This is a genomic window from Gaoshiqia sp. US2, assembly GCF_059705485.1.
Window position 1 is genome coordinate 4,302,310 of record NZ_AP048550.1, and the last position, 19,970, is coordinate 4,322,279.

16 protein-coding genes and 2 pseudogenes are annotated in these 19,970 nt (G+C 46.5%); 8 read left to right on the forward strand and 10 right to left on the reverse strand.

Going from position 1 to position 19,970, the window contains the following annotated elements; genetic code table 11:
- Positions 1–154: 154 nt before the first annotated feature.
- Positions 155–1,165 (reverse strand): FecR family protein, encoded by a 1,011-nt coding sequence (locus tag AC6H3C_RS17040; protein WP_497516620.1) that lies wholly within the window; start codon positions 1,163–1,165, stop codon positions 155–157.
- 64 nt (positions 1,166–1,229) lie between these two features.
- Positions 1,230–1,844, reverse strand: a complete 615-nt coding sequence (locus tag AC6H3C_RS17045; RefSeq protein ID WP_497516621.1) for an RNA polymerase sigma-70 factor — start codon at positions 1,842–1,844, stop codon at positions 1,230–1,232.
- A gap of 521 nt (positions 1,845–2,365) precedes the next feature.
- Here AC6H3C_RS17045 and AC6H3C_RS17050 point away from each other — a divergent pair.
- The 3 genes and pseudogenes from AC6H3C_RS17050 to AC6H3C_RS17060 all read left to right on the forward strand — a co-directional run.
- A pseudogene (locus AC6H3C_RS17050) lies at positions 2,366–2,572 on the forward strand (SulP family inorganic anion transporter); the annotation flags it as partial.
- Between the two features lie 55 nt (positions 2,573–2,627).
- Positions 2,628–3,107: pseudogene (locus AC6H3C_RS17055) on the forward strand (family 43 glycosylhydrolase); the annotation flags it as partial.
- Positions 3,108–3,181: 74 nt separating this feature from the next.
- Positions 3,182–3,406 (forward strand): hypothetical protein, encoded by a 225-nt coding sequence (locus AC6H3C_RS17060; protein WP_497516622.1) that lies wholly within the window; start codon positions 3,182–3,184, stop codon positions 3,404–3,406.
- A gap of 124 nt (positions 3,407–3,530) precedes the next feature.
- On the opposite strand, the gene AC6H3C_RS17065 is transcribed toward AC6H3C_RS17060, so the two are convergent.
- The 5 genes from AC6H3C_RS17065 to AC6H3C_RS17085 form a co-directional block, all read right to left on the reverse strand.
- Positions 3,531–4,739 (reverse strand): glycoside hydrolase family 88/105 protein, encoded by a 1,209-nt coding sequence (locus AC6H3C_RS17065; protein WP_497516623.1) that lies wholly within the window; start codon positions 4,737–4,739, stop codon positions 3,531–3,533.
- A 271-nt stretch (positions 4,740–5,010) separates the two neighbouring features.
- Positions 5,011–6,213 carry a YeeE/YedE thiosulfate transporter family protein gene (locus tag AC6H3C_RS17070; RefSeq protein WP_497516624.1) on the reverse strand — a complete coding sequence of 401 codons (1,203 nt, stop codon included), beginning with the start codon at positions 6,211–6,213 and terminating at the stop codon, positions 5,011–5,013.
- A gap of 7 nt (positions 6,214–6,220) precedes the next feature.
- The gene (locus AC6H3C_RS17075) at positions 6,221–6,742 is read right to left on the reverse strand and encodes a YeeE/YedE thiosulfate transporter family protein (protein ID WP_497516625.1); all 522 of its coding nucleotides are present in this window, start codon (positions 6,740–6,742) and stop codon (positions 6,221–6,223) included.
- A gap of 4 nt (positions 6,743–6,746) precedes the next feature.
- Positions 6,747–7,403 carry a cytochrome b/b6 domain-containing protein gene (locus tag AC6H3C_RS17080; protein WP_497516626.1) on the reverse strand — a complete coding sequence of 219 codons (657 nt, stop codon included), beginning with the start codon at positions 7,401–7,403 and terminating at the stop codon, positions 6,747–6,749.
- 34 nt (positions 7,404–7,437) lie between these two features.
- On the reverse strand, positions 7,438–9,036 hold the full coding sequence (locus AC6H3C_RS17085) for a tetrathionate reductase family octaheme c-type cytochrome (RefSeq protein ID WP_497516627.1): 1,599 nt from the start codon (positions 9,034–9,036) through the stop codon (positions 7,438–7,440).
- A 258-nt stretch (positions 9,037–9,294) separates the two neighbouring features.
- Here AC6H3C_RS17085 and AC6H3C_RS17090 point away from each other — a divergent pair, with 258 nt between their 5' ends.
- Both AC6H3C_RS17090 and AC6H3C_RS17095 read left to right on the forward strand, forming a co-directional pair.
- Positions 9,295–10,695 (forward strand): hypothetical protein, encoded by a 1,401-nt coding sequence (locus AC6H3C_RS17090; RefSeq protein WP_497516628.1) that lies wholly within the window; start codon positions 9,295–9,297, stop codon positions 10,693–10,695.
- 157 nt (positions 10,696–10,852) lie between these two features.
- Entirely contained in the window at positions 10,853–12,505 is a 1,653-nt protein-coding gene (locus AC6H3C_RS17095) for a diphosphate--fructose-6-phosphate 1-phosphotransferase (RefSeq protein WP_497516630.1), read from the forward strand.
- 193 nt (positions 12,506–12,698) lie between these two features.
- Here the strand turns inward: AC6H3C_RS17095 and AC6H3C_RS17100 are convergent, their stop codons facing one another.
- Positions 12,699–13,940 carry an outer membrane protein assembly factor BamB family protein gene (locus AC6H3C_RS17100; RefSeq protein ID WP_497516631.1) on the reverse strand — a complete coding sequence of 414 codons (1,242 nt, stop codon included), beginning with the start codon at positions 13,938–13,940 and terminating at the stop codon, positions 12,699–12,701.
- 70 nt (positions 13,941–14,010) lie between these two features.
- On the reverse strand, positions 14,011–14,418 hold the full coding sequence (locus AC6H3C_RS17105) for a gamma-glutamylcyclotransferase family protein (protein WP_497516632.1): 408 nt from the start codon (positions 14,416–14,418) through the stop codon (positions 14,011–14,013).
- Positions 14,419–14,509: 91 nt separating this feature from the next.
- Between AC6H3C_RS17105 and AC6H3C_RS17110 the strand changes: the two genes are divergently transcribed.
- Together AC6H3C_RS17110 and AC6H3C_RS17115 are read left to right on the forward strand one after the other, a co-directional pair.
- A complete protein-coding gene (locus tag AC6H3C_RS17110) occupies positions 14,510–16,495 on the forward strand; it encodes a peptidase U32 family protein (RefSeq protein WP_497516633.1) in 1,986 nt (661 codons plus the stop codon).
- A 120-nt stretch (positions 16,496–16,615) separates the two neighbouring features.
- Positions 16,616–17,542: a DUF6807 family protein gene (locus AC6H3C_RS17115; protein ID WP_497516634.1), complete on the forward strand. Its 927-nt coding sequence runs from the start codon at positions 16,616–16,618 to the stop codon at positions 17,540–17,542.
- Between the two features lie 118 nt (positions 17,543–17,660).
- Here the strand turns inward: AC6H3C_RS17115 and AC6H3C_RS17120 are convergent, their stop codons facing one another.
- A complete protein-coding gene (locus tag AC6H3C_RS17120) occupies positions 17,661–18,713 on the reverse strand; it encodes a Gfo/Idh/MocA family oxidoreductase (RefSeq protein WP_497516635.1) in 1,053 nt (350 codons plus the stop codon).
- A 154-nt stretch (positions 18,714–18,867) separates the two neighbouring features.
- Between AC6H3C_RS17120 and AC6H3C_RS17125 the strand changes: the two genes are divergently transcribed.
- Positions 18,868–19,587 carry a cytidylate kinase-like family protein gene (locus AC6H3C_RS17125; RefSeq protein WP_497516636.1) on the forward strand — a complete coding sequence of 240 codons (720 nt, stop codon included), beginning with the start codon at positions 18,868–18,870 and terminating at the stop codon, positions 19,585–19,587.
- The last annotated feature ends 383 nt before the right edge of the window (positions 19,588–19,970 follow it).

A 19,970-nucleotide genomic window follows, 5' to 3' on the forward strand; every position in this document is an offset into this window, starting at 1 on the left:
CCGGATTCATTTTTTTTCATAAATTTGACTGTTTGAATTAAAATACTGTAAGCATGTTGCTTGCGTGTTTTAAAAGGAGCATCATTACTGTTCCTTATTTAAAGGCGGAAAGTGTTGGAAGCATTTTCCGCTTTTTTATAACACCGCGGTCATTTCATAGGCGTTTGATTTTCAGGTAGATTTTATTTCTGTCATAGTGATATTCAATTGATTCGGCGGAAGTGCGTTTTATGGCTTCCATCAAAGTGAACACATTGTCGTTCACACTTAAAGTTCCGGTGTAGGTTTTTTGCTTTAAAAAATCGTCTTCAAATACGAGGCGAATATTGTAGATCCTGTAAATTTTATTAGCAAGGCTTTCAAGGCTTTCATCCTTAAAAGTATAAATACCTCTCTTCCAATAGTCAAAAAAAGATGCCTCGATTTTTTCCCGGACGACTTGTTTATCCTTGAGTCCGTAATTCAGGCTGAAACCCGGGGTGAGCTCATACGAAACTTCACTTTCAGATGCAGTGCCTGTTTCAAAAATCACCTTTCCTTCTACCAGGGAGGTTTCAACGAAAGCGTCATCCGGATAAGCAGTTACGGCGAATGTAGTCCCCAGTACTTTAATGCGGTTTTCGCCCACTTTCACCAGGAATGGATTTTCTTCATCATGCGTAACTTCAAAATAAGCTTCGCCTGACAACTCAACTTCGCGCGAGCTGCCGGTGAATTTTTCAGGAAAAACAAACCGGGTGTCATTCGTGAGCCAAACTTTGGTGCCGTCGGGCAAAACAATTTGGGTACGGTTGCCTTTTGGCACAAGAATGGTGTTGAAAGCAACAGTCTCTTCAACAGCCAATCTTGAGGTTGAAAAATAATGGTAGCCAAAAAAACCGAGCGATAAGAAAATAAGTACTGCCGCCGCAATTTTAGAAACCTGCAAAAGCAAATATTTTGGACCGGATTTTTTCGTTGTATCCATTTTCCGACGGAGGCTTTGATATAGTTTTGGCATTTCATGCATCCCGCGATGTTCCGACTCCCAAAAATTTTTTAGTTGCTCCCAAATCAACTTGTTCGTTTCAGATTCATGTAGCCATTGAGTCAGTTTTTTTTCATCTCCTGAGTCTCCCTCTCCTGCCAACTTTCTCGAAATATGTTTCCAGATATCTTCCATCATTTTATTCTTATAAAGGAATAAACAGGAAGAATTTGGAAATCCCCTAAAGAGAAATGACAAAAATTTATTCTGAAGGGATAAAAAGCTGTAAAAGCACTGAAAACGGGGTGCCTGTGTCGTTGTTGTCAAGGTGGTGGCGAATGACGTTTCCAATCTTTCTGACAGCGATAGCGATCTGACTGTCAATAGTTTTAACGGAAACCTGGAGCAAAGACGCAATTTTTTTGTATTTCATTTTTTCAACCTTTGCCAAATTGTAAATCAATTTGCACTTGGGCGGAAGGCAGTAGACAGCAGCTTCGACAGCTTCGCGCAACTCACTGTCAATAAGTGAAGTTTCAGGACTGATATGGTCAATCATCAGGTCAACGTTCAGGTTTTCCAGCCGCTCTGCTTTTTGTCTTTTTTCCTGGTCAATGTAATTGAGAGCAGTATTCCGGGTAGCTTTAAACAAGTAAGCATGGAAATTTTCAATCCGCCCCAAAAGGTCTCGCTGAGTCCATATTTTGAAAAAAACATCAGAAACAACTTCTTCTGAAAGTTCATAATTGTTCAGGAATGAATTGGCAAATCCGATCAGACGAAAAGCGTAACGGTCGAATAATTCTTTGAAAGCCTTTTCATCAGAATTTTTTGAAATCCGATGCAAAATACCGGGAAGTAGGTTCTGGTCTTTCAAAGCAAGTGATTGTTTTAATGCTCAAAGTTAAACATTTATCACATAAAAAACGGTGGACAACCGGCCGTAGGGAAATCGTTTTTTAGTTTCGGAGATAACGAGCCCTTCCATTGATCGGCAGAACTAAGCAATTTTTTCATCAATAATACTTTGATCAACCAAAAACATTTCTAAAATGACTTCCCCGAGTCAACTACTCATTTTTCAACCCTTTGTCATTACTGGAAGCCAGTGCTTTTTTACTCATTAGTTAAAGATCAAATTAATACTTCCATGAGAATAACGGCATTTATTCAGCTATACATTTGCGCCTTCAACTTTATATGAAGGTGTTAGCAGTAATTTGTTTTACCCGAAGCTGGTAAGCGTATTAAAACAGGGTCTTACAAAAAAACAAGTGTCAAAAGATGTATTTGCAGGTATTATCGTGGGCATTGTGGCTTTGCCGCTAGCCATCGCTTTTGCAGTTGCGTCGGGGGGTTTCGCCCGAAAAAGGTTTAATTACGGCAATTCTTGCCGGCTTGCAGATTTCGGTACTTGGCGGCAGCCGTGTGCAAATTGGAGGCCCAACCGGGGCGTTTATTGTTATCGTGTTCGGCATCGTCCAAACTTATGGGCTGGATGACCTGATGATTTCAACGATGATGGCCGGTGTAATTCTCGTTCTGTTTGGTTTACTGAAGTTGGGTTCGTTGCTGAAATTTATCCCTCACCCTTTGGTCGTTGGTTTTACCAGTGGCATTGCACTGGTCATTTTTACCACGCAAATTAAAATTACTGGACGTGGAAACCGAAAAGTATTACAGCAACCTGAAAGGGCTGGTACCCGATTGTGCCGACCCGTACATTCTGAATCACGAAGGGAAATACTACCTGTACGGAACCAGCGGCAGAAAAGGAATCCGCGTGTACCAATCGGACGATCTGGCCAACTGGTCGGACGCAGTTGGCGTGAGCAACGGGTTTGCCCTCGATTCGGCTGACGTGTGGGGCCATCACTCGTTCTGGGCGCCCGAGGTTTATTTTCTGAAAGGAAAATTCTACATGTTTTATTCGGTGATGGAACACCTGGCCATTGCCGAAAGCGATTCGCCGTTTGGCCCCTTTATCCAAAAGGAAAAGAAACCGCTTCATCCTGATATTAAGGAAATCGACTCGCACCTGTTTGTCGACACCGATGGAAAAATGTACCTGTATTTTGTTCGCTTCACCTGGGGTAACGAAATCTGGATGGCCGAAATGAAGAACGATTTGTCGGGGATAAACGAAGAAAGCCTGACCCGTTGTTTCGGGGTATCGGAGCCCTGGGAACGAACAGAAAATATGAAAATAACCCGGTGTTGGTTGGCGACGGGAAAACCATCTTTGGCACCGGCCACCATTCATTTTTTACAGCCAATTCGGGGCAGATGTATATCGTGTATCATTCGCACAAAAACGGCCAATCGGTGCAACCCAGAACAACCTGTCTCGACCGTTGCGGCTTTGAGAAAGACGGAGAAAACAAACCCGATAAATTAGTGGTATACGGATCAACAACGAGCCCGCAACACGTCAGGTAAAGAACAGCCGCCAACCGATCAAAAAACGCAGGTTTCGGTGATGACATTTCGGGTTCGGCCGGAAATTTAAAAGGGTAAATACAAAAATCGCATCTACCCTTTCCCATAATTCTATATTTCTGATCTACTTATCCAATGCTTTCTGCATTTCGATGCCAGTCATAATAAAAGGACCGACACCTTTGGGATCGTCGTCACGAATCACCGTTGAGATGTAGTATTCATATGAACCGTCGCGGTAGGGTGTTCCTCCTAAACCGGCTACGGCGCAGCATTGAGTTAATGATATGGTTCCGTCTTCGTTTTCGCGGATAAAGTTTTTAAGAATTCCTTCAAATCCTTTTTTCGCTGGCTCCAGGTATGACGTTTCGAGGTATCCCATGCGTACGCCCTTCAACAGCGAATAGACAAACATCGACGAAGCGGTTGATTCCAGGTAATTCCCTTCACGCCCACCCTGATCCAGCACCTGGTACCAGACGCCGGTGTCGTCGTCTTGCACGTTTACAACCGCTTCGGCAACGGTGTTTAATATGCCGATTAAGGCATCGCGTTTGGGGTGATCGGCCGGTAAAAAATCAAGAATATCGACAATCGCCATGAAATACCAGCCCTGAGCGCGGCCCCAGATATGGGGAGAACGGCCGGTTTCGGGGTTCGCCCAACGTTGCTCGCGACTTTCGTCCCATCCGTGAAAATTCAGGCCGGTTATGCTGTCGTGTGTATTTTTCTGAACCACCAACACCTGGTTGGCTGCATCATCAAATGCTTCCGGATGATCAAATACCAGCCCGAACTGAGCATGGAACGGGTCTGCCATGTAAACGCCATCCAGCCAGAGCTGATGCGGATAAATCAATTTATGCCAGAAACCACCTTCGCTTGTCCTCGGATGAGTTTCCAGCTGACTATTTAGCAGGAAGATGGCTTTGCGATATTTCTCATTCCCTGTTTTCTCATAAATTTCAAACAGAATTTTACCCGAGTTAACCAGGTCGACATTATATTTTTCGATGCTGTAAGTCGCGATATTCCCATCGTCGTCGATCATTTTATCGGCATAAGCCAAACCGTATTCGTAATATTTCGGATCGCCGGTTTCGGCAGCCAGCCGTTGATTGGCCAAAGTAACCAAGCCCTGGGTGTAACTCCATACCGGCTTCGGGCTAAAATCGAGCATCGACGCATCGGGGTTGCGTTTCATATCCGAATCGGCCATCTTGATGGCCCATTGTAACGGACTTGTTGTTTCGGGAGCCGCTTGTTTGCAGGCTGAATTGGTCAGGAGTGATGTACACAGCACCAGGAATGCAAAAGTTTTAAACAGTTTCATTAGGTTAATCATTTAAAAAATTAAACTCCATTACTGCTGACAAAGATACCCGAATGAAGAAAAATAAACTTCGTAGAAATTGTCTTTTAAGGGGGGACAAACTGACAATCCGGTGAGCAGATTCAGTTGATTGCCGGATTCGTACAAAAAACGAATTTTCAGCGTTTTCACCTTCGTTGCTGAAGGCGAAAGGCTGAAAATTCAATCTATCTATTCACAATCTACAAATCCGGCATGAATCTGTTTTTCTTTACGAACCCCTCAACAAGGCTTAACTGCATCCGCCCGAGGCCACTTTCACTTCCATCGTCACCGGTTTCCCGATATTCTTCAAGGCTTCGGTGAGGGCATCCATATCCCGGGCTGCCTTATTCCTGAAATGATATTCGTTGATTTCCTGTTTTGATGCGGTTGTCATCTCGGGAAGCGCCGGTTCATAAAACAATTTATGAAACTCGTGTGCCGATTCCCTCAGGATCAGGTTGCGGGACTTTCCTACAAAACGGGCCTTCAAACAAGACATTTTTACCAGGGTATCGCTGTCGGCATAAAAAATATTTGTTTTCATCTTTTGTTTGAACAGGTGCGCCCATTTCCGGTCGGTCAGCTCGTCAAACGGAATATTGATGGCCATTGGCAGGTGGTAAGCTTCGTATTCTTCAGGCGAACGGACATCAATCACATTCAGTTCGTAATAATGATTGACAATTTCATCGGCCAGTTTATCTGCCGTGATCTCATGAAAAACACATTTCTTTTGACGTTGCGCATCAGCCACGTTGCGGGCAATCAGTTGTTCCCTGTCCGGGAAAATAAATATGGCAGCAATAACGACGAAAGGCGCTAATGAAGCAAAAGCATAACGCGACACCCAGATCTTAGAGGTATGATAACTGCTTTTCCGGATGCGTTTTTCTATTTTCCAGGTGAAATAAAAAGCCATCAGCGCAACGGCGGTCATTAACAATGCAAAAAGAGGCGTCGATAATCCGAGTTGTTCATTCATTTTTAGCGGTCCCATCGCATCGGCCAGGTAAAAATCTTTAATCCACGGATAGCTTTCCATAAACAGGAATACGCCCACGAAGCCGCCAAGAACAAACAACATCCCGTTCATTTTACCGATGGATGCAGCACAAACGCCGGTACCCGGACAAAAACCGCCGATAATAAATCCGGCGCCCATTACCACGCCGCCAATAATCGCCGAACGCAAAAAGGTCGGATTGATGTAGATTAACCGGACATCCAGAATTCCGAAATGATTAAACAAAACCACCCCGATCATAGCGGTTACGCCAGCCGTGAAGAAAACCCGCAGCACGGTAAAGTCGTAACCGTAAAACACGCCAACCAGTTTTTTCGTGGAAGAAAACCCGGCCTGTTCCAGGATAAAGCCAAATCCGATCCCGATGATTAAAGCAATAATCAGGTTAAACTCGTCTGATATGATGTAAGGTACGATTGGTCCCATGATATTCTTATTTTATCCAAAGTTTTCTGAAAAAATACGCGAAGGCATAGCCCGATCCGAAAATGGCAAACATGGTAATGATTCCGCCAAACGACATCACCGCCATTCCGCTTAAGGCCGACCCGCTGGTACATCCCCTCCCCAATTGCGAACCGTAGCCAAACAGGATTCCGCCCAAAATGGCGCCAATAATACGGGCCCGGTTGCTCGAACGCGGCCCCTTTTCAAATTTTAAGCCGACGCGGTTAGCCAGCACGCCCGAAAAAAAAGCGCCAATCACCACGCCAATCACTTCAAAAAACAACCAGTCGTGCAGAGGGCTTCCCGGGTTATTCGCGGCAAATTCCTTGTAGTACAAACTGTTTTCGGCATGTTCGGGAGCGACGGTCTGCACAGCGGCTACCATCATACTTTTAAAGGCGCCGCTCGCGCCTAATCCGCGTCCCGAGATATAAATGGTTGCCAGCAACAGCAGGCCCAAAAGAAAACCTGCCAGGTAGGGGTTCATATAAGGTCTTGGCTTCATCATCTTATTATTTTTCAGGTTGATTGATCTTGGTTGAATTTTCTTCCGGTTCGTCGGTTTCGTCGTCCAGTTCTTCGTAACCGGTAATCATCGCGTTGATATTCGAAGTCGGGCTGTGTCCGGTCGTGGTCATATACACGTGAACAACCAGAAAGGCCATCAGCAGCATGGCGCCCAGAGTATGCCAAAAGGCAATGGTTCCCAGTTGGATATCTTCCACAATCACCACATTATTTTCATCGATGGTTTTGTGCAGCATATAAAACACCCCCGAGATCACGGTCAACGGGATCAATACCAGCTTAAATCCAAGATAAACCAAGCGTTGCAGCGGGTTAAGTTTACTCAGCTCGGTTTTTTTTGTCGGGTGTTTTTCACCTTTAAACATGCCCAGCGAATAGTACAGTAACTGCTCTTTCAGTTTTTTGGTTGTCGGCAAATATTGTTTCCACGCGCCGGTGGCAAAATGCCAGAAGATGGCAAAAACGATCAACACGATCAGCATCCACGAAGCCACCCGGTGGTAACGGGCTGCCTGTTCAAAACCCAGGATATGGAAGGTGCCGTGTACTTCAAAACCGGTGAGGGCCAGGAAGATGATCAGGATGGCCTGCGACCAGTGCCAAAACCGTTCAAACCGTTGATAGATATATATTTTTTTCATGATACTTCTTTTAGATTGAAACTGTCACTTCAGGTTAATTGTCGGTATCGTAGTCAATAATTTTGGTTTCATACTGCTTGTTTTTGATGGACACGATGATGCGGACGGCAGCATGAATGACCACAACAGCCAGTGAACCAAAGAACAGCAGGAAACCAAAAATATCCAACGGTTTGTTGTAATCACGTCCCGGCAGATAAAAACCGGTTAGTTCAGCCAGACGGCCATCAGAAGAACGGGTATGGCACTCAGCACACGACACGGCCTGTTCTTTGGGCGAAACCATATGGTTGACCGGCCAGTACATTTCCGTTTCAATAAAACCGTACTCTCCGCTGTACGGCAAACCAATTATTTTCATTCCGGCGGCAGCCGCTTTGTCCCAGTCCAGGTCCATCCAGTAGGCGCTGTCGCCTTTGGTATCCGACCAAAGTTTCGGCTGAATCAGTGTTTTATGCACCTTATCGTAAATCTGATCGCCCCGGTGTATTTTCACAGGAATAATTTTCGACACCCCATCGTCATGCGATCCGTTTAACGGATTGATCACCAAAGGCTCTGATGTGATCACATCGCCCAGCAAATAATGATCGGCCGTTCCGTTAAACCATACGTAATCCGGCTTTACGTTCTTTTCCCACCTAAACGATCCCTTAATCGTCATATAATCGTGGTTTCCCATCTCATCTTCGGTTTGATAAGGCTGTCCATCCTTAAGTTTTCCGGCTTCAGACCATTTCCAGGCCATCTTCGTGGCATTCACCTTGGCATATTCGGGAATGTGGCAGGCCTGGCACGACACTTTGGCGTTGTGCCGGTTCAGGATCGGATCGAAATGGGGCGTATTGGTATGACATTGTTCGCAGGTAGCCCGCTGGGTATTGGTTGACGATACCGAATACATCTTTCCTAAAATCTGGTGATTTTCGGCGGTATGGCAAGCCGTACACTCCATGTTGATGCCGTTGACAGCCATGTGTACATCCACATCGCGCGAACCGGCCAGCAGGGCCTGCTCCAGATCGCCGTGTTTCACATTGTTTCCGCCACCGCCGTTGAAATGACAGCTTCCGCAGTTGTGCCGGGTGGGCTGTCCCACACTCTGAGCCACTTTGGCGAGGTTAACCGAACGGTCGGGAAACCCGGCCATCGATGTCCCTTTCAGGTATTCGTCGCTGTTATCGTGACAGACCATACAATCGACATTCCGCGCATTGTTGAAGTCGAAGTGATCGTTGGTCATGCCATAACCAATGTGGCATTTGGCACACGATTGTTCGTTGGATTGCGCCCCGATGCAAAAGTTATTGATCACATTCCGCTTACCGGCGGCAGCAATACCACGTCCCTCTACATAGGAAACCCGCTCCCAGTTCCAGTGTGCCGAGGCCATCACCTCTTTGTGCCGCTCGGTATGACACGAAATACAGGCTTCGGTCACATCCTGCGGCGTTTCAAATTCCTGTTGAAGAATCTTAAACTTCGAGTGATCTGCCGAAGGAACCGGTTTAATCGCGTATTCCTGCTTCAGTTTTTCCAGCTTCAGGTTATAGTAAACCTCTTTGTGAAGAACATTTGTTAAAACCAGGGCCACAATGACCCCTCCTATCACAATAATGACCGATCTGTTCATTCCGATCAGGTTTTTAGATTAAGCTTTAATTTAAATTGCAAAAATTTCGATCAAAAATATCTATTTATATTGATATGTAAAAAAATACATTTTTGTATGATTTAATGATCAAATGATCAGAACAGAGATATTTGCTTGTTTATCTGAGAATTAAAGTCAATCAAAAATTTTCATTCAAATTGTAATCTATAATGAATCTAAACTTGTAGTTAACTATATTTTTCTATTTTTAGGATTCAGAAAACAGGAAAATAAGCGATGAAAACAATTTGCCTACTATTACTATGGGGTAATTCCCTATTATCACTTGCACAAAATGAACTGACAGAAGTGAACCTGCGCGTTTATGGTCTCGCGGGGAACAGAGACGAACTTCCTTTTTGGTTGATTCACAACCAATCGGGCAAGTTTTCGTCCGAGGCCAACTGGCAGGAACTAACCGAGCTCAATGTATCGGGAAACTATCGGCTAAATGAAAACCTAAGCCTGAGTTACGGAACCCAACTGGCTTTATCAATACAACCAAAAGACGTTGAACCCCAAATTATTCAGGCCTGGGCCGGGTTATCGGGTCATATCCTGAGCTTTAAGGCCGGAGCCTTTGCCGAGGACCTGCAATTGGGAGGCCTTTCCTCGACCAACGGCGATATGACCCGGTCGCTGAATTACCGGCCCTATCCGAAAATCCGGCTTTCAACATCCGGTTTCATCCCGCTTTTTTTTGCCAAAAGCTGGTTTCGCTTTAAAGCAGAATACGACGAAGGGATTCTGTACGACGAGCGCTATGTTGAAAAGCCGCACCTGCACCACCGCTCTTATGCCGTTCGCTTTTTAACAAGCCACAACAGCCGGTTAACCCTGGGCATAAACCACTATGTTTTTTGGGGAGGAACACTACCCGACGGCGAACAACTTCCTACCGGGCTGAGAAATTATTTTCGATACATTTTTGGTCAAAACGGGAATGACCAGTTTTTGGAAACCGACCAAATCAATGTCGCCGGGAACCACCTGGGAAGTTACCTGGTCACCTTTGAGAAAAATCTGGAAAACTACCTGCTGGAACTTCGCTTCAATCACCCGTATGAAGACCACTCGGGGATGGAATTCGAAAACCTGCGCGACAACATTTATACGATCTACCTGAAAAAAAAGAAGACAGGGACGCTGCTCGATGAGTTGCTGCTCGAATACATGTACACCAAACACCAAAGCGGCGACCGGCACCAGGTAACCGGACCCAATGAAGAACGCATGCGTGGAATAGATAATTATTTCAATCATGGCGTTTATCACACCGGGTTCTCGCACATGGGCTACAGCATGGGAACACCCTTATTCTATCCGCTAACGATCACCAACGAAGATGTACAGGATGCCTTCGAAAACAACCGGGTATCGGCTTTTCACCTGGGAGCCAAAGGCTTCCTGGTTGGTCAGTCGCTTAGCTGGAAAACACTGCTGACTTATTCCCGTAATTTCGGAACCTATAAAAATCCGTATGATGATATGAAACAGCAGTTTTTTTCCCTCGGCGAACTAAGCCTGACTTGCAAAAACCGGCCGTATACCCTTTCGGCTCAATTGGCGGCAGATTTTGGCGAACTCAGGAAAAATACCTTCGGATTTGGTCTTCACCTGAAAAGAACCTTTCGCTGACAAACTAACGGATGAAGCTCCCCGGACCGCCTACCTGTTTAAATTTACTTTAAATCAGGACAAGCTGGCTTGACAACATGTTATTTGCGATCATTTTCAGTTATTTTTGCAGCGAATTTTAAAGAAAAAGTAAAACTTACCTAAAAATTGAACGCATATGACCATCAGTGCATTACAAAAAGCCAGGGCCCAATACCAGCCTAAACTTCCAAAATCATTAAAAGGCGAAGTGAAGATTATTGAAGGCGCCGCTACCGAATCGGTTGCCGATCAGGCTGAAATCAAAGAATTATTCCCCAATACCTATGGTATGCCCATCATTACCTTCGAAAAAGGTAACGAAGTAAGCGGCTTACCGGCAATCCATGTTGGTGTTATCCTCTCGGGCGGACAAGCGCCGGGCGGACACAATGTGATTTCCGGTATTTTCGATGGAATTAAAGCCCTGAACCCCGAAAGTAAATTGTATGGTTTTCTGGGAGGTCCCGGTGGTTTGGTCGATCACAAATACATGGAAATCACGGCTGATTACCTGGAAGGTTTCCGCAATACCGGCGGTTTCGATATTATCGGCTCGGGCCGTACCAAACTGGAAGAAGAAGCCCAGTTCGACAAGGGCCTTGAAATTCTGAAAAAACTGAACATCAAAGCGTTGGTCATCATTGGCGGCGACGACAGTAATACCAATGCCTGCGTATTGGCCGAATACTATGCTGCGAAAAAAGCCGGAGTTCAGGTTATTGGCTGCCCGAAAACCATCGACGGCGATTTGAAAAACGAGATGATCGAAACTTCTTTTGGTTTCGACACGGCCGTAAAAGTATATTCCGAGTTAATCGGAAACATCCAGCGTGATGCCAATTCAGCAAAAAAATACTGGCATTTTATCAAACTGATGGGACGTTCTGCTTCGCATATCGGTTTGGAAGCTGCCCTGCAAACACAACCAAACATCACCCTGATTTCGGAGGAAGTCGCCGAAAAACAGCAAACGCTCGACGAAATTGTCGCCTATATGTCCGGCATTATTGCCAAACGCGCCGAAAATGGCGAAAACTTTGGCGTCGCCCTGATCCCGGAAGGATTGGTGGAGTTTGTCCCGGAAATGAAAAAGCTGATTGCCGAGCTAAATGACCTGCTGGCCGAAGGTTCTGACACCGAACAGGAATTCAGGATTGTCCAGAAATCTCACCGTCTGGAATATGTTGCCGGTAAATTAAGCACCGAGTCGGCAGTCGTTTTCCAATCGCTGCCTGCCGGAATTGCCACCCAGCTGACCCTCGACCGCGACCCGCACGGAAACGTTCAGGTTTCGCTGATCGAAACAGAAAAACTGTTGGGCGAAATGGTAAAAGCCAAACTGGATGACATGAAAAAAGCCGGTAAGTTTAAAGGCAAATTCGGTACGCAATACCACTTCTTCGGTTACGAAGGCCGTTGTGCGGCCCCCTCAAACTTCGATGCCGACTACTGTTACTCCCTGGGCTACACTGCATCGGTACTGATTGGCGCCGGAAAAACCGGTTACATGGCCAGCGTGCGTAACACCACCTCTCCTGCCAACGAATGGATTGCCGGAGGAGTTCCTGTTACGATGATGATGAACATGGAAAAACGCCACGGACATATGAAGCCGGTTATTCAGAAAGCTTTGGTAAAACTGGATGGTGCCCCGTTCAATTACCTGGCAGCCAACCGCGATAAATGGGCCATTGAAACCTGCTACCTTTACCCGGGACCAATCCAATACTGGGGTCCGACTGAAGTATGTGACCGGACAACTGTGACTTTGCAACTGGAACAGAAATAAATAAATCATCTTCTGCATAAGCATACAGGAGGCTGTCTAAAAAAGTATTTTAGGCAGCCTTTTCATTTTCAGGCCCCGTCGCAAAATCAACAGGATTTTCTTTTCAAAACCACATTGGGGGTTTAAATTGTTTTTCAACTTTGATTTGCATGAATAAATAAAATTTAAACGATCTCTTATCCGGAGAACCTGTTTAAGTTTTATCGCCAATTTGATAAGCGCCCAGGTAATTCCCGTGCCTCAGGTATAACACGCCCCTGTGAATCACCGGGTGGGCAAAATGTTCCCTGGTCCCTTTGATCAATTTAAATGAACCGGCCACCTCCATCCCGTCAGCGGCAGGACGAACCAGGTAAACCATTCCCTGATCGTTGTAAAAGCAAATCATTCCGTCGGCAAGAATGACATTGCCCCGGCCAATGTTCAGGCTGTCGGTTTTTTCACCGGTTTCGCAGTCAACAGCCATCAGTTGTTTTTTTGAATGACTGCTTCCGTATAAACGATTATTCCATTTCACAATGCCGGTCATGTAATTATCAAATCCAACCGTTTGCCAAACTTGTTCAAAGCCTGTTGCCTCTTCGTTCAGTTTCAGTTTTACCCCACCGTTGCCGTCGCCCTCTGCGTAATAAATACAATGGTCATCAAAAAGAACGGTATTGCCGTGCGTATCGCCATTGCCCGGTTCACGCTCTTCGGGCCGGGTATTGGTTTGCTCGTGCGACCAGAGCAACTGCCCGGTTTCGGCATCGACCCCCAGCAAGTGATAAGCCGAAAATGTGACGATAATTTTTTTGCCACCCGCTTCAATCAATTTGGCGGAGCAATATGCAGGACGCTCGCCCCGACAAGGGCTGCTCCACATTAGCTGGCCGGTATACCGGTTTAAAGCTACCAGATTATGTGCTTCGCCGCCCGCCAGACAATATACCTTCTCCTGATCGATCAACAGCGCTTCCGAAAAGCCAAAACGAGGGCTAATTCCGCCAAAGTCGGCAACCAGATTTTTACGCCAAAGCTCAATCTGTTTTTCTGTATCCAGGCAAACCACCTCGCCCTGGCCTGAACAAATATAAGCCAGTTGATCAACCAGGGTTGGAGTACCCCGTGGCCCGGTGAAATTGGTTGTCCACTCGGCTTCATAAGTCATCCGGCTGATTTCCCTCCCCTGATGATCGAATTGGAACAGGTAGCCTAAACTGTCGATCTCTCCCGTAAAAAAGACATATTGGTCGGTCACCACCGGGCTGCTGTAACCGTTCCCTGCGATTTCGGTTTCCCAAACAAGCGCCGGACCTGAGTCGGGCCAGCTTTTCAACAAATTGGTCTCCGGGTAAATTCCATCGCGGGAGGGCCCCCGCCACTCGGTTATTTTAGGCGTTTGTTTGCATGCAAACAGTACGAGCAGTATAAAGATAAGTCGGATTGATCTCATAGTTTTTTCCATACCTGTCTGCACTTCAACCCGAACATTACAGTTAAAAACAAAATACCCCATTCGTTTTCTATTTCCTGTTCAATTTCAGAAACGCTCGTATGTCTTCCCGTATTTTCTGCCTGTTCGCCTGAAGATCGGGAGACCAGGGAATTCCCTCCGTTTGATTTTGAGTGTAAACAAATGCCTCTGCTTTTTCACCTTCGTTGGTAAACACCTGTTTCAGTTCGCGTTCGTATAAGGGCACTTCTTCCCAGCAGTCAATCAGCCGAAGTTCGTCCGGCGTGATTTCGAAAAAACAGCCTTTTACCGTACTGCCAGGCTTCGGCTTTACAAACAAATAGCCGTTTTGCGGATGAACCAATAACTCGTAACCGTGCAAAATCGCCCCGGTATATTCGGGTACGCGGTTCAGTAACAACCGAATGAACTCCGGGTCGGAAAGGGTTCCGTATGTAAAAAGCAACAACTTTTTCATCACGCACGCAATCGGACCAAAGTTAAGCTGATTCGGATGCAAAAACAGAAACCATAAAAATATTGTATTTTTGGGCAAATTTTCGCTGAAAATGGGACAGAAAAAACCGGAATTATTACTCCCCGCGGGTAACGTTGAATCATTCAGAGCAGCTATTCGAGGAGGGGCCGACGCGGTTTATATGGGCTTGAAACAATTTAATGCCCGGGCGCGCGCCAATAATTTCAGTGAAAACCAGTTGCCTGCCATCCTGCAGGAAGCCCGAAAAAACCAGGTGAAAATTTACATCACGCTGAACACGGTCGTCAAAAACCGGGAGATCGAAAAGCTACTGGATGTTCTGGCCTGCCTCGAAAAAGTTGGCGTAGATGCCATCATTGTCCAGGACTGGGGCGTATACTGGCTTGCCCGCCAATATTTTCCCAAACTGGCCATTCACGCCAGCACACAAATGGGAAATCATAACAGGCTTGGAGTGCAACATGCTTCCGGAATGGGAATTTCGAGGGTGGTGCTTGCCCGCGAACTCACCATGAGCGAATTGGAGGCCATTGCCGCCCGTCCGGCCTGCGAACTCGAGATCTTCATTCATGGCGCCCTGTGCTACTCGTTTTCCGGTCAGTGCTTTTTCAGCAGTTATATCGGCGGACGCGGAGCCAACCGCGGATTATGCAGCCAGCCTTGCCGGATGGTTTACAAGGATGGTTCACAACAAAAATACCTGTTCAACCTGAAAGACAACCAGCAACTGGCCAACCTGCAAAAAATGACCGGAATAGGCATCCACTCGTTCAAAGTAGAGGGGCGTATGAAATCGGCCGACTACGTGTTTCAGGTAGCCGGGGCCTACCGGCTGGCGCTTGATCAGCCCGAGCAAACAGCAGCGGCCGAAGACATGCTCCGGCTGGATTTTGGACGGGCAAAAACCAGTTACTTTGCAGGGAAAGATGTCAAAAATGCCCTAGCTGATACCTCAAACACCGGTATCCCGGTTGGTCACATCATCTGTATCAATAAAGGTGAAGTTACCTTCCTGTCGTCGTGTGATTTACGAAACGGCGACCGCATTCGTATCCGGGATGTCCGGTCGAATGAAACGTTTAGCCTGAAATTGGATGAGATATGGGAAGAGCACGGACGTTATTCGTTCATTTTCGAGGGGAAAGAAAAACTGAAAGCCGGGGATGAAGTGTATTGGATTGGCCGGCGTGAGCAGTCATTCCCCTCGCGCCTGCCCAATGTTCCGGCGCCAAAGGTGTTCATGCCGATGCATGAAAAAAAAGCCATCCTCCAAAAAATAAATACCGGAAACCGTCCGGGCAAACCGCGGCTGTTTGTTCGTATCGGGCATCCCGACTGGCTAAGTCAGATCCGCATGGAGGATGTTGACGGATTAATTCTTTCTTTTACCCAAAGCCAATTCGAAGCATTTAACTTCGACCAAACGGTCATTCAGCAACACCCGGCGAAAATACTGGTAGAGCTTCCGAAATTTATTGCCGAAACGCTACTACCCGCCTGGCAAAAACTGATCCAGACCGCCGAGAGCAAGGGAATCCATCATTTTTTCACCAGTCATTTGTCGCAACAATTACTGGTTGGCAAAAGCAGCCAGGTGAGTTGTAACGAACAGGTTTACGTGTATAACGATGCCGCGGCAAAACTGCTTCAGCAACAGAAAATCCGAAATTTTTGCTACCCCATCGAAAATGACCTGGACAACCTGAGATCGATGCAAAACAAACAAGGGATCGTCATTCTGCACACGCTGCCCGAGCTATTTTACTCGCGTATGCCGGTCAGTTTAAGTAACGAAGATTCCGTGTTTAAAGATGCCTGGAATAAAACATACCGGAAGCTCAGCCGCGACGGGATTACGCTGGTAATCCCCGATCGGCCGGTAAACCTGTTTCAATACAAAAATCAATTGCTGAAAGAAGGCTTCAGCAGTTTTATGATCGACCTGAAACATGAAAGCCCGGGAAAGAACAGCTTTAAACGCTTGCTTGCCAAATTCCGTTCGGGCGAAGCGGTTCAACCGTCAACAACATTCAATTTCAGGCAAGGACTTCAGTAAAACCACTCCTTCACCTGTCCGAAAATTTCCGAAAATCGTCAAAATCAACATTCATTTTTATACCTTAGCCATCCAAACACGTATTTTTATACGGATTAATCAAACGATGAAAGCCTAAACATGAAAAAGTCATTCACCATATTGTGCCTGATTCTGTTGCTGTCGGCAAGCGGAATTTTCGCACAAATCAACATGAAAAAAGAAAACGGTGGCTTCATGATCACCGAAGGCGGCAAAAAAATCGCCTTTTACCAGAAAGATCCCATCCGTGTCGGCCAGGAAAACCTGAGAAATAATTTCTGGCACCCGGTTTACCTTCCCGACGGCGCTGAAATAACCGAAAACGCCCCGGCCGACCATCCGCACCACCGCGGCATATTTTGGGCATGGCATCAAATCCTGATTGATGGCAAACCGATAGGCGACCCCTGGGAACTGAAAGATTACCAGGTTGACGTGAAAGACATTGAATTTAAGCGGACAGGAAATGGTCATGGCGATTTCGCAACCATCGTGTTCTGGAGGTCGTCGGCCTTCGAAAATGGCGAAATACCGTATCTGAAAGAAAATGCACACTATACGTTTTATCTGCAATCGGGAAATTACCGGCTGATTAAAATCGACCTTGAATTAACGGCTTTAACCGATTGCCTGAAGTTAGGCGGCTCAAACGATGAGAAAGGATACGGGGGCTTCTCGGTCAGGATGAAGCTGCCTGAAAATGTCCGGTTTAGCGGCGAAAACGGAACAGTTGAGCCTCAAAATACCGCCGTGGAGGCAGGGCCTTACATCAACATAACAGGGGGCATGGCTAAAAACGGGAGCCAGGGCGGCGTCTTCATTTATGCCGACCAAAAAAATCAGTCATCGCCGCAAAGCTGGATCCTCCGAAAAAAGACGAGCATGCAGAATGCTGTGTTTCCGGGAGCAACACCGGTTAACTTACAGAAAGACGTCCCCCTGAAACTCAGCTACACCCTGGTTTTATACACGGGAAAAATCAAAGAAAAACGGATTCTGAAGGAAATTGCAAAGATTTACGAGTAATCGGCTCAGCCTGCCGGCTGCTCATCGGGCTTCAAAAACGGTTCGCCTGCCTGAGCCGTCAAACAAACCTCTTTGCGCCATGCCCTTTGCTCCATGCTCCTTACTCCACGCTCCCTCTCTACACACCCAGCGTCACCGTGCGCTTTTCCCGATGGCTTTTTAAGCAAGCTTCCAGCACCAACTGGCAATCACGACTTTCTTCCGGTTTTACAAGCAATTCGGCGCCGTTTACAAGGGCCTGATACACGTTATTGTAAAAACTCGTGTAATTCCCGGGAATTGTTTCCACCTTTCCTCTGAAATGAAGGCCATTCCGTTCGGTATCCAGTTCACCCCAATCGGCGAAAGGTTCGGTTCCCCAACCCGTTTCGTTCGGTAAACGTCCGGCTTTCAGCGCTTCTTCCTGCGGGTCAATCCCCCATTTATGGTAAGTGCCCAAATCGCCGTGCAGACTGTACCGGGGCCCGGGAACCCGCACCAGGTATGAACATTTCAGAATAGCTGCAAAACCGTTGTACTGAAGACGAATGTCATAATAATCGCTCACCGCACCTCCTTCGCGCACAATGGCCAGGTGAGCGGTAACGGCCTGTGGCATACCAAACAACACCAGGGCCTGATCGACCATATGAGAACCCAGGTTATACAAAACACCTCCCCGGTCGTCGCCGGTTTCTTTCCAGGTTCCGGGCTGAATAAAATTACGATACCGGTCAAAATGCGACTCAAACTCCACCAAACGTCCCAATTGCCTTTCTTCGATGATTTTCTTCACCGTCAGAAAATCACCGTCCCAACGGCGGTTTTGGAAGACCGTCAACAAAAGACCTTTTGATTTGGCCAGCTCAATCAGTTCATTGGCTTCGCCGACGGTGCGGGTAAAAGGCTTCTCAACCACAACGTGTTTGCCTGCCTCCAGGGCCTGTTTACACATGCGGTAATGAAACTCATCCGGCGTATTTACGACCACCAGCTCAATTTCAGGATCGTCCAGAATGTCATCATAATTCCGAACAATGACGGCCTCGGGGTAAAGCTGTGCCGACAGATTTTTTGAACGTTCCATGATCTTACAGATCCGGAAATTCGGATTGACCTTCAGCATGGGCCCGTGAAAAACCATGCCTGACATCCCGAATGAGGACAACGCGGTCTTGATCAGCTTGCTCATCGTTTATTTTTTCCTGCTAAGATAAAAATTATATGTTTTCCAAGCTTGTTTTAAAACATCAATAGAATCGGGTATTGTAGAACATTTTTTTGCACTTGGTTGAGTCATGAGTTGTAGTTTTGTTTAAACGGATCACACCTAAAAAATTTACGCTATGGAAAACTTAATGAGCTCCTATATTGAAAGTATTCTGAACAGTCCGCTAAAGAATAAAATCCCCGGACCGGTGATCATGATCTCCCGCGAATGCGGCTGTTCGGCAAAACGAATCGCGACAAAATTGTCGAAAATACTGACCGGATACAGTTTTCATTCGGAAACAAAAACGGATGTCCCGTGGAAGTGGGTCAGCAAAGAAATTATTGAAGCAGCGGCCATCGAACTGCAAATGGACCCCTTAAAAATCAAAAATGTTTTCCTTTCGGAGACAAAACTCAACATTGAGGAAGTGAGCTCGGCTTTTTCAACCGAGAAAGTTTACGATTCGGAGGATCAAAAAGTGATCGATACGGTCCGCAAAGTTATTCTGCGTTTGTCGGAAGAAGGAAACATGATTATTGTTGGCCGGGCAGCAGGCGTGATTGCCAAAGACATTTCGCGCAAACTCAGCATTAAACTGCAGGCTCCCCTGGAATGGCGGATTAACCGGATCATGCAAATCAGCAATTTATCGCATGCCGATGCCCAGGAATACGTGCTGCAAATCGATCGTCAGCGTGAACTGTTCAGGGAACACGTAGCCGGCCGAAAACTAAATGACAACGATTTCGACATCATCTTCAACTATTCGACCCTGCAGGATGACCACATTGTAGATGCCATTATGAATGTGATTAAGAACAAACACTTTTTTGCCGAAGACGAAGAAAATTGAGCGAATGAGGCTGTAAACCATCCGGACTGAGTTTTGCCCTCCGCGAAACTTTGCGCTTCACTGCGACCTCCGCGTTAAAAAAGCACCTGAGGGCCAAAGTACCAAAGTAAAACGGCGACGGAATACGGTGATTCCCCGGTTTTCTGCTCCGGTCTCCGTCCTTCCGTATCCCGGCTCCGTTCTCTCTTGCTTTGCCTCGCGAATAGCTTCGTCATCTTTCGGAAAATCATCGCCGACATTGCGTATTTGATTATTGATGGTGCGTATTTGATCAACGATGGCGGTAGTTTTCAATCTCCCGTCTTCCTGCTCCGGGCTCCCGGGCTGTTGGCAATCCGTAACCGGTGATCGTTAATGTTTCAACAGGCTCGTGATTTCCAGGC

Coding starts and splice junctions, on each gene's coding strand:
- AC6H3C_RS17075 (WP_497516625.1), bottom strand. CDS start 6,742: ATGATGAAGCCAAGACCTTATATGAACCCCTACCTGGCAGGTTTTCTT.
- AC6H3C_RS17080 (WP_497516626.1), bottom strand. CDS start 7,403: ATGAAAAAAATATATATCTATCAACGGTTTGAACGGTTTTGGCACTGG.
- AC6H3C_RS17110 (WP_497516633.1), top strand. CDS start 14,510: ATGGGACAGAAAAAACCGGAATTATTACTCCCCGCGGGTAACGTTGAA.
- AC6H3C_RS17115 (WP_497516634.1), top strand. CDS start 16,616: ATGAAAAAGTCATTCACCATATTGTGCCTGATTCTGTTGCTGTCGGCA.
- AC6H3C_RS17105 (WP_497516632.1), bottom strand. CDS start 14,418: ATGAAAAAGTTGTTGCTTTTTACATACGGAACCCTTTCCGACCCGGAG.
- AC6H3C_RS17095 (WP_497516630.1), top strand. CDS start 10,853: ATGACCATCAGTGCATTACAAAAAGCCAGGGCCCAATACCAGCCTAAA.
- AC6H3C_RS17120 (WP_497516635.1), bottom strand. CDS start 18,713: ATGAGCAAGCTGATCAAGACCGCGTTGTCCTCATTCGGGATGTCAGGC.
- AC6H3C_RS17040 (WP_497516620.1), bottom strand. CDS start 1,165: ATGATGGAAGATATCTGGAAACATATTTCGAGAAAGTTGGCAGGAGAG.
- AC6H3C_RS17125 (WP_497516636.1), top strand. CDS start 18,868: ATGGAAAACTTAATGAGCTCCTATATTGAAAGTATTCTGAACAGTCCG.
- AC6H3C_RS17065 (WP_497516623.1), bottom strand. CDS start 4,739: ATGAAACTGTTTAAAACTTTTGCATTCCTGGTGCTGTGTACATCACTC.
- AC6H3C_RS17100 (WP_497516631.1), bottom strand. CDS start 13,940: ATGAGATCAATCCGACTTATCTTTATACTGCTCGTACTGTTTGCATGC.
- AC6H3C_RS17085 (WP_497516627.1), bottom strand. CDS start 9,036: ATGAACAGATCGGTCATTATTGTGATAGGAGGGGTCATTGTGGCCCTG.
- AC6H3C_RS17070 (WP_497516624.1), bottom strand. CDS start 6,213: ATGGGACCAATCGTACCTTACATCATATCAGACGAGTTTAACCTGATT.
- AC6H3C_RS17090 (WP_497516628.1), top strand. CDS start 9,295: ATGAAAACAATTTGCCTACTATTACTATGGGGTAATTCCCTATTATCA.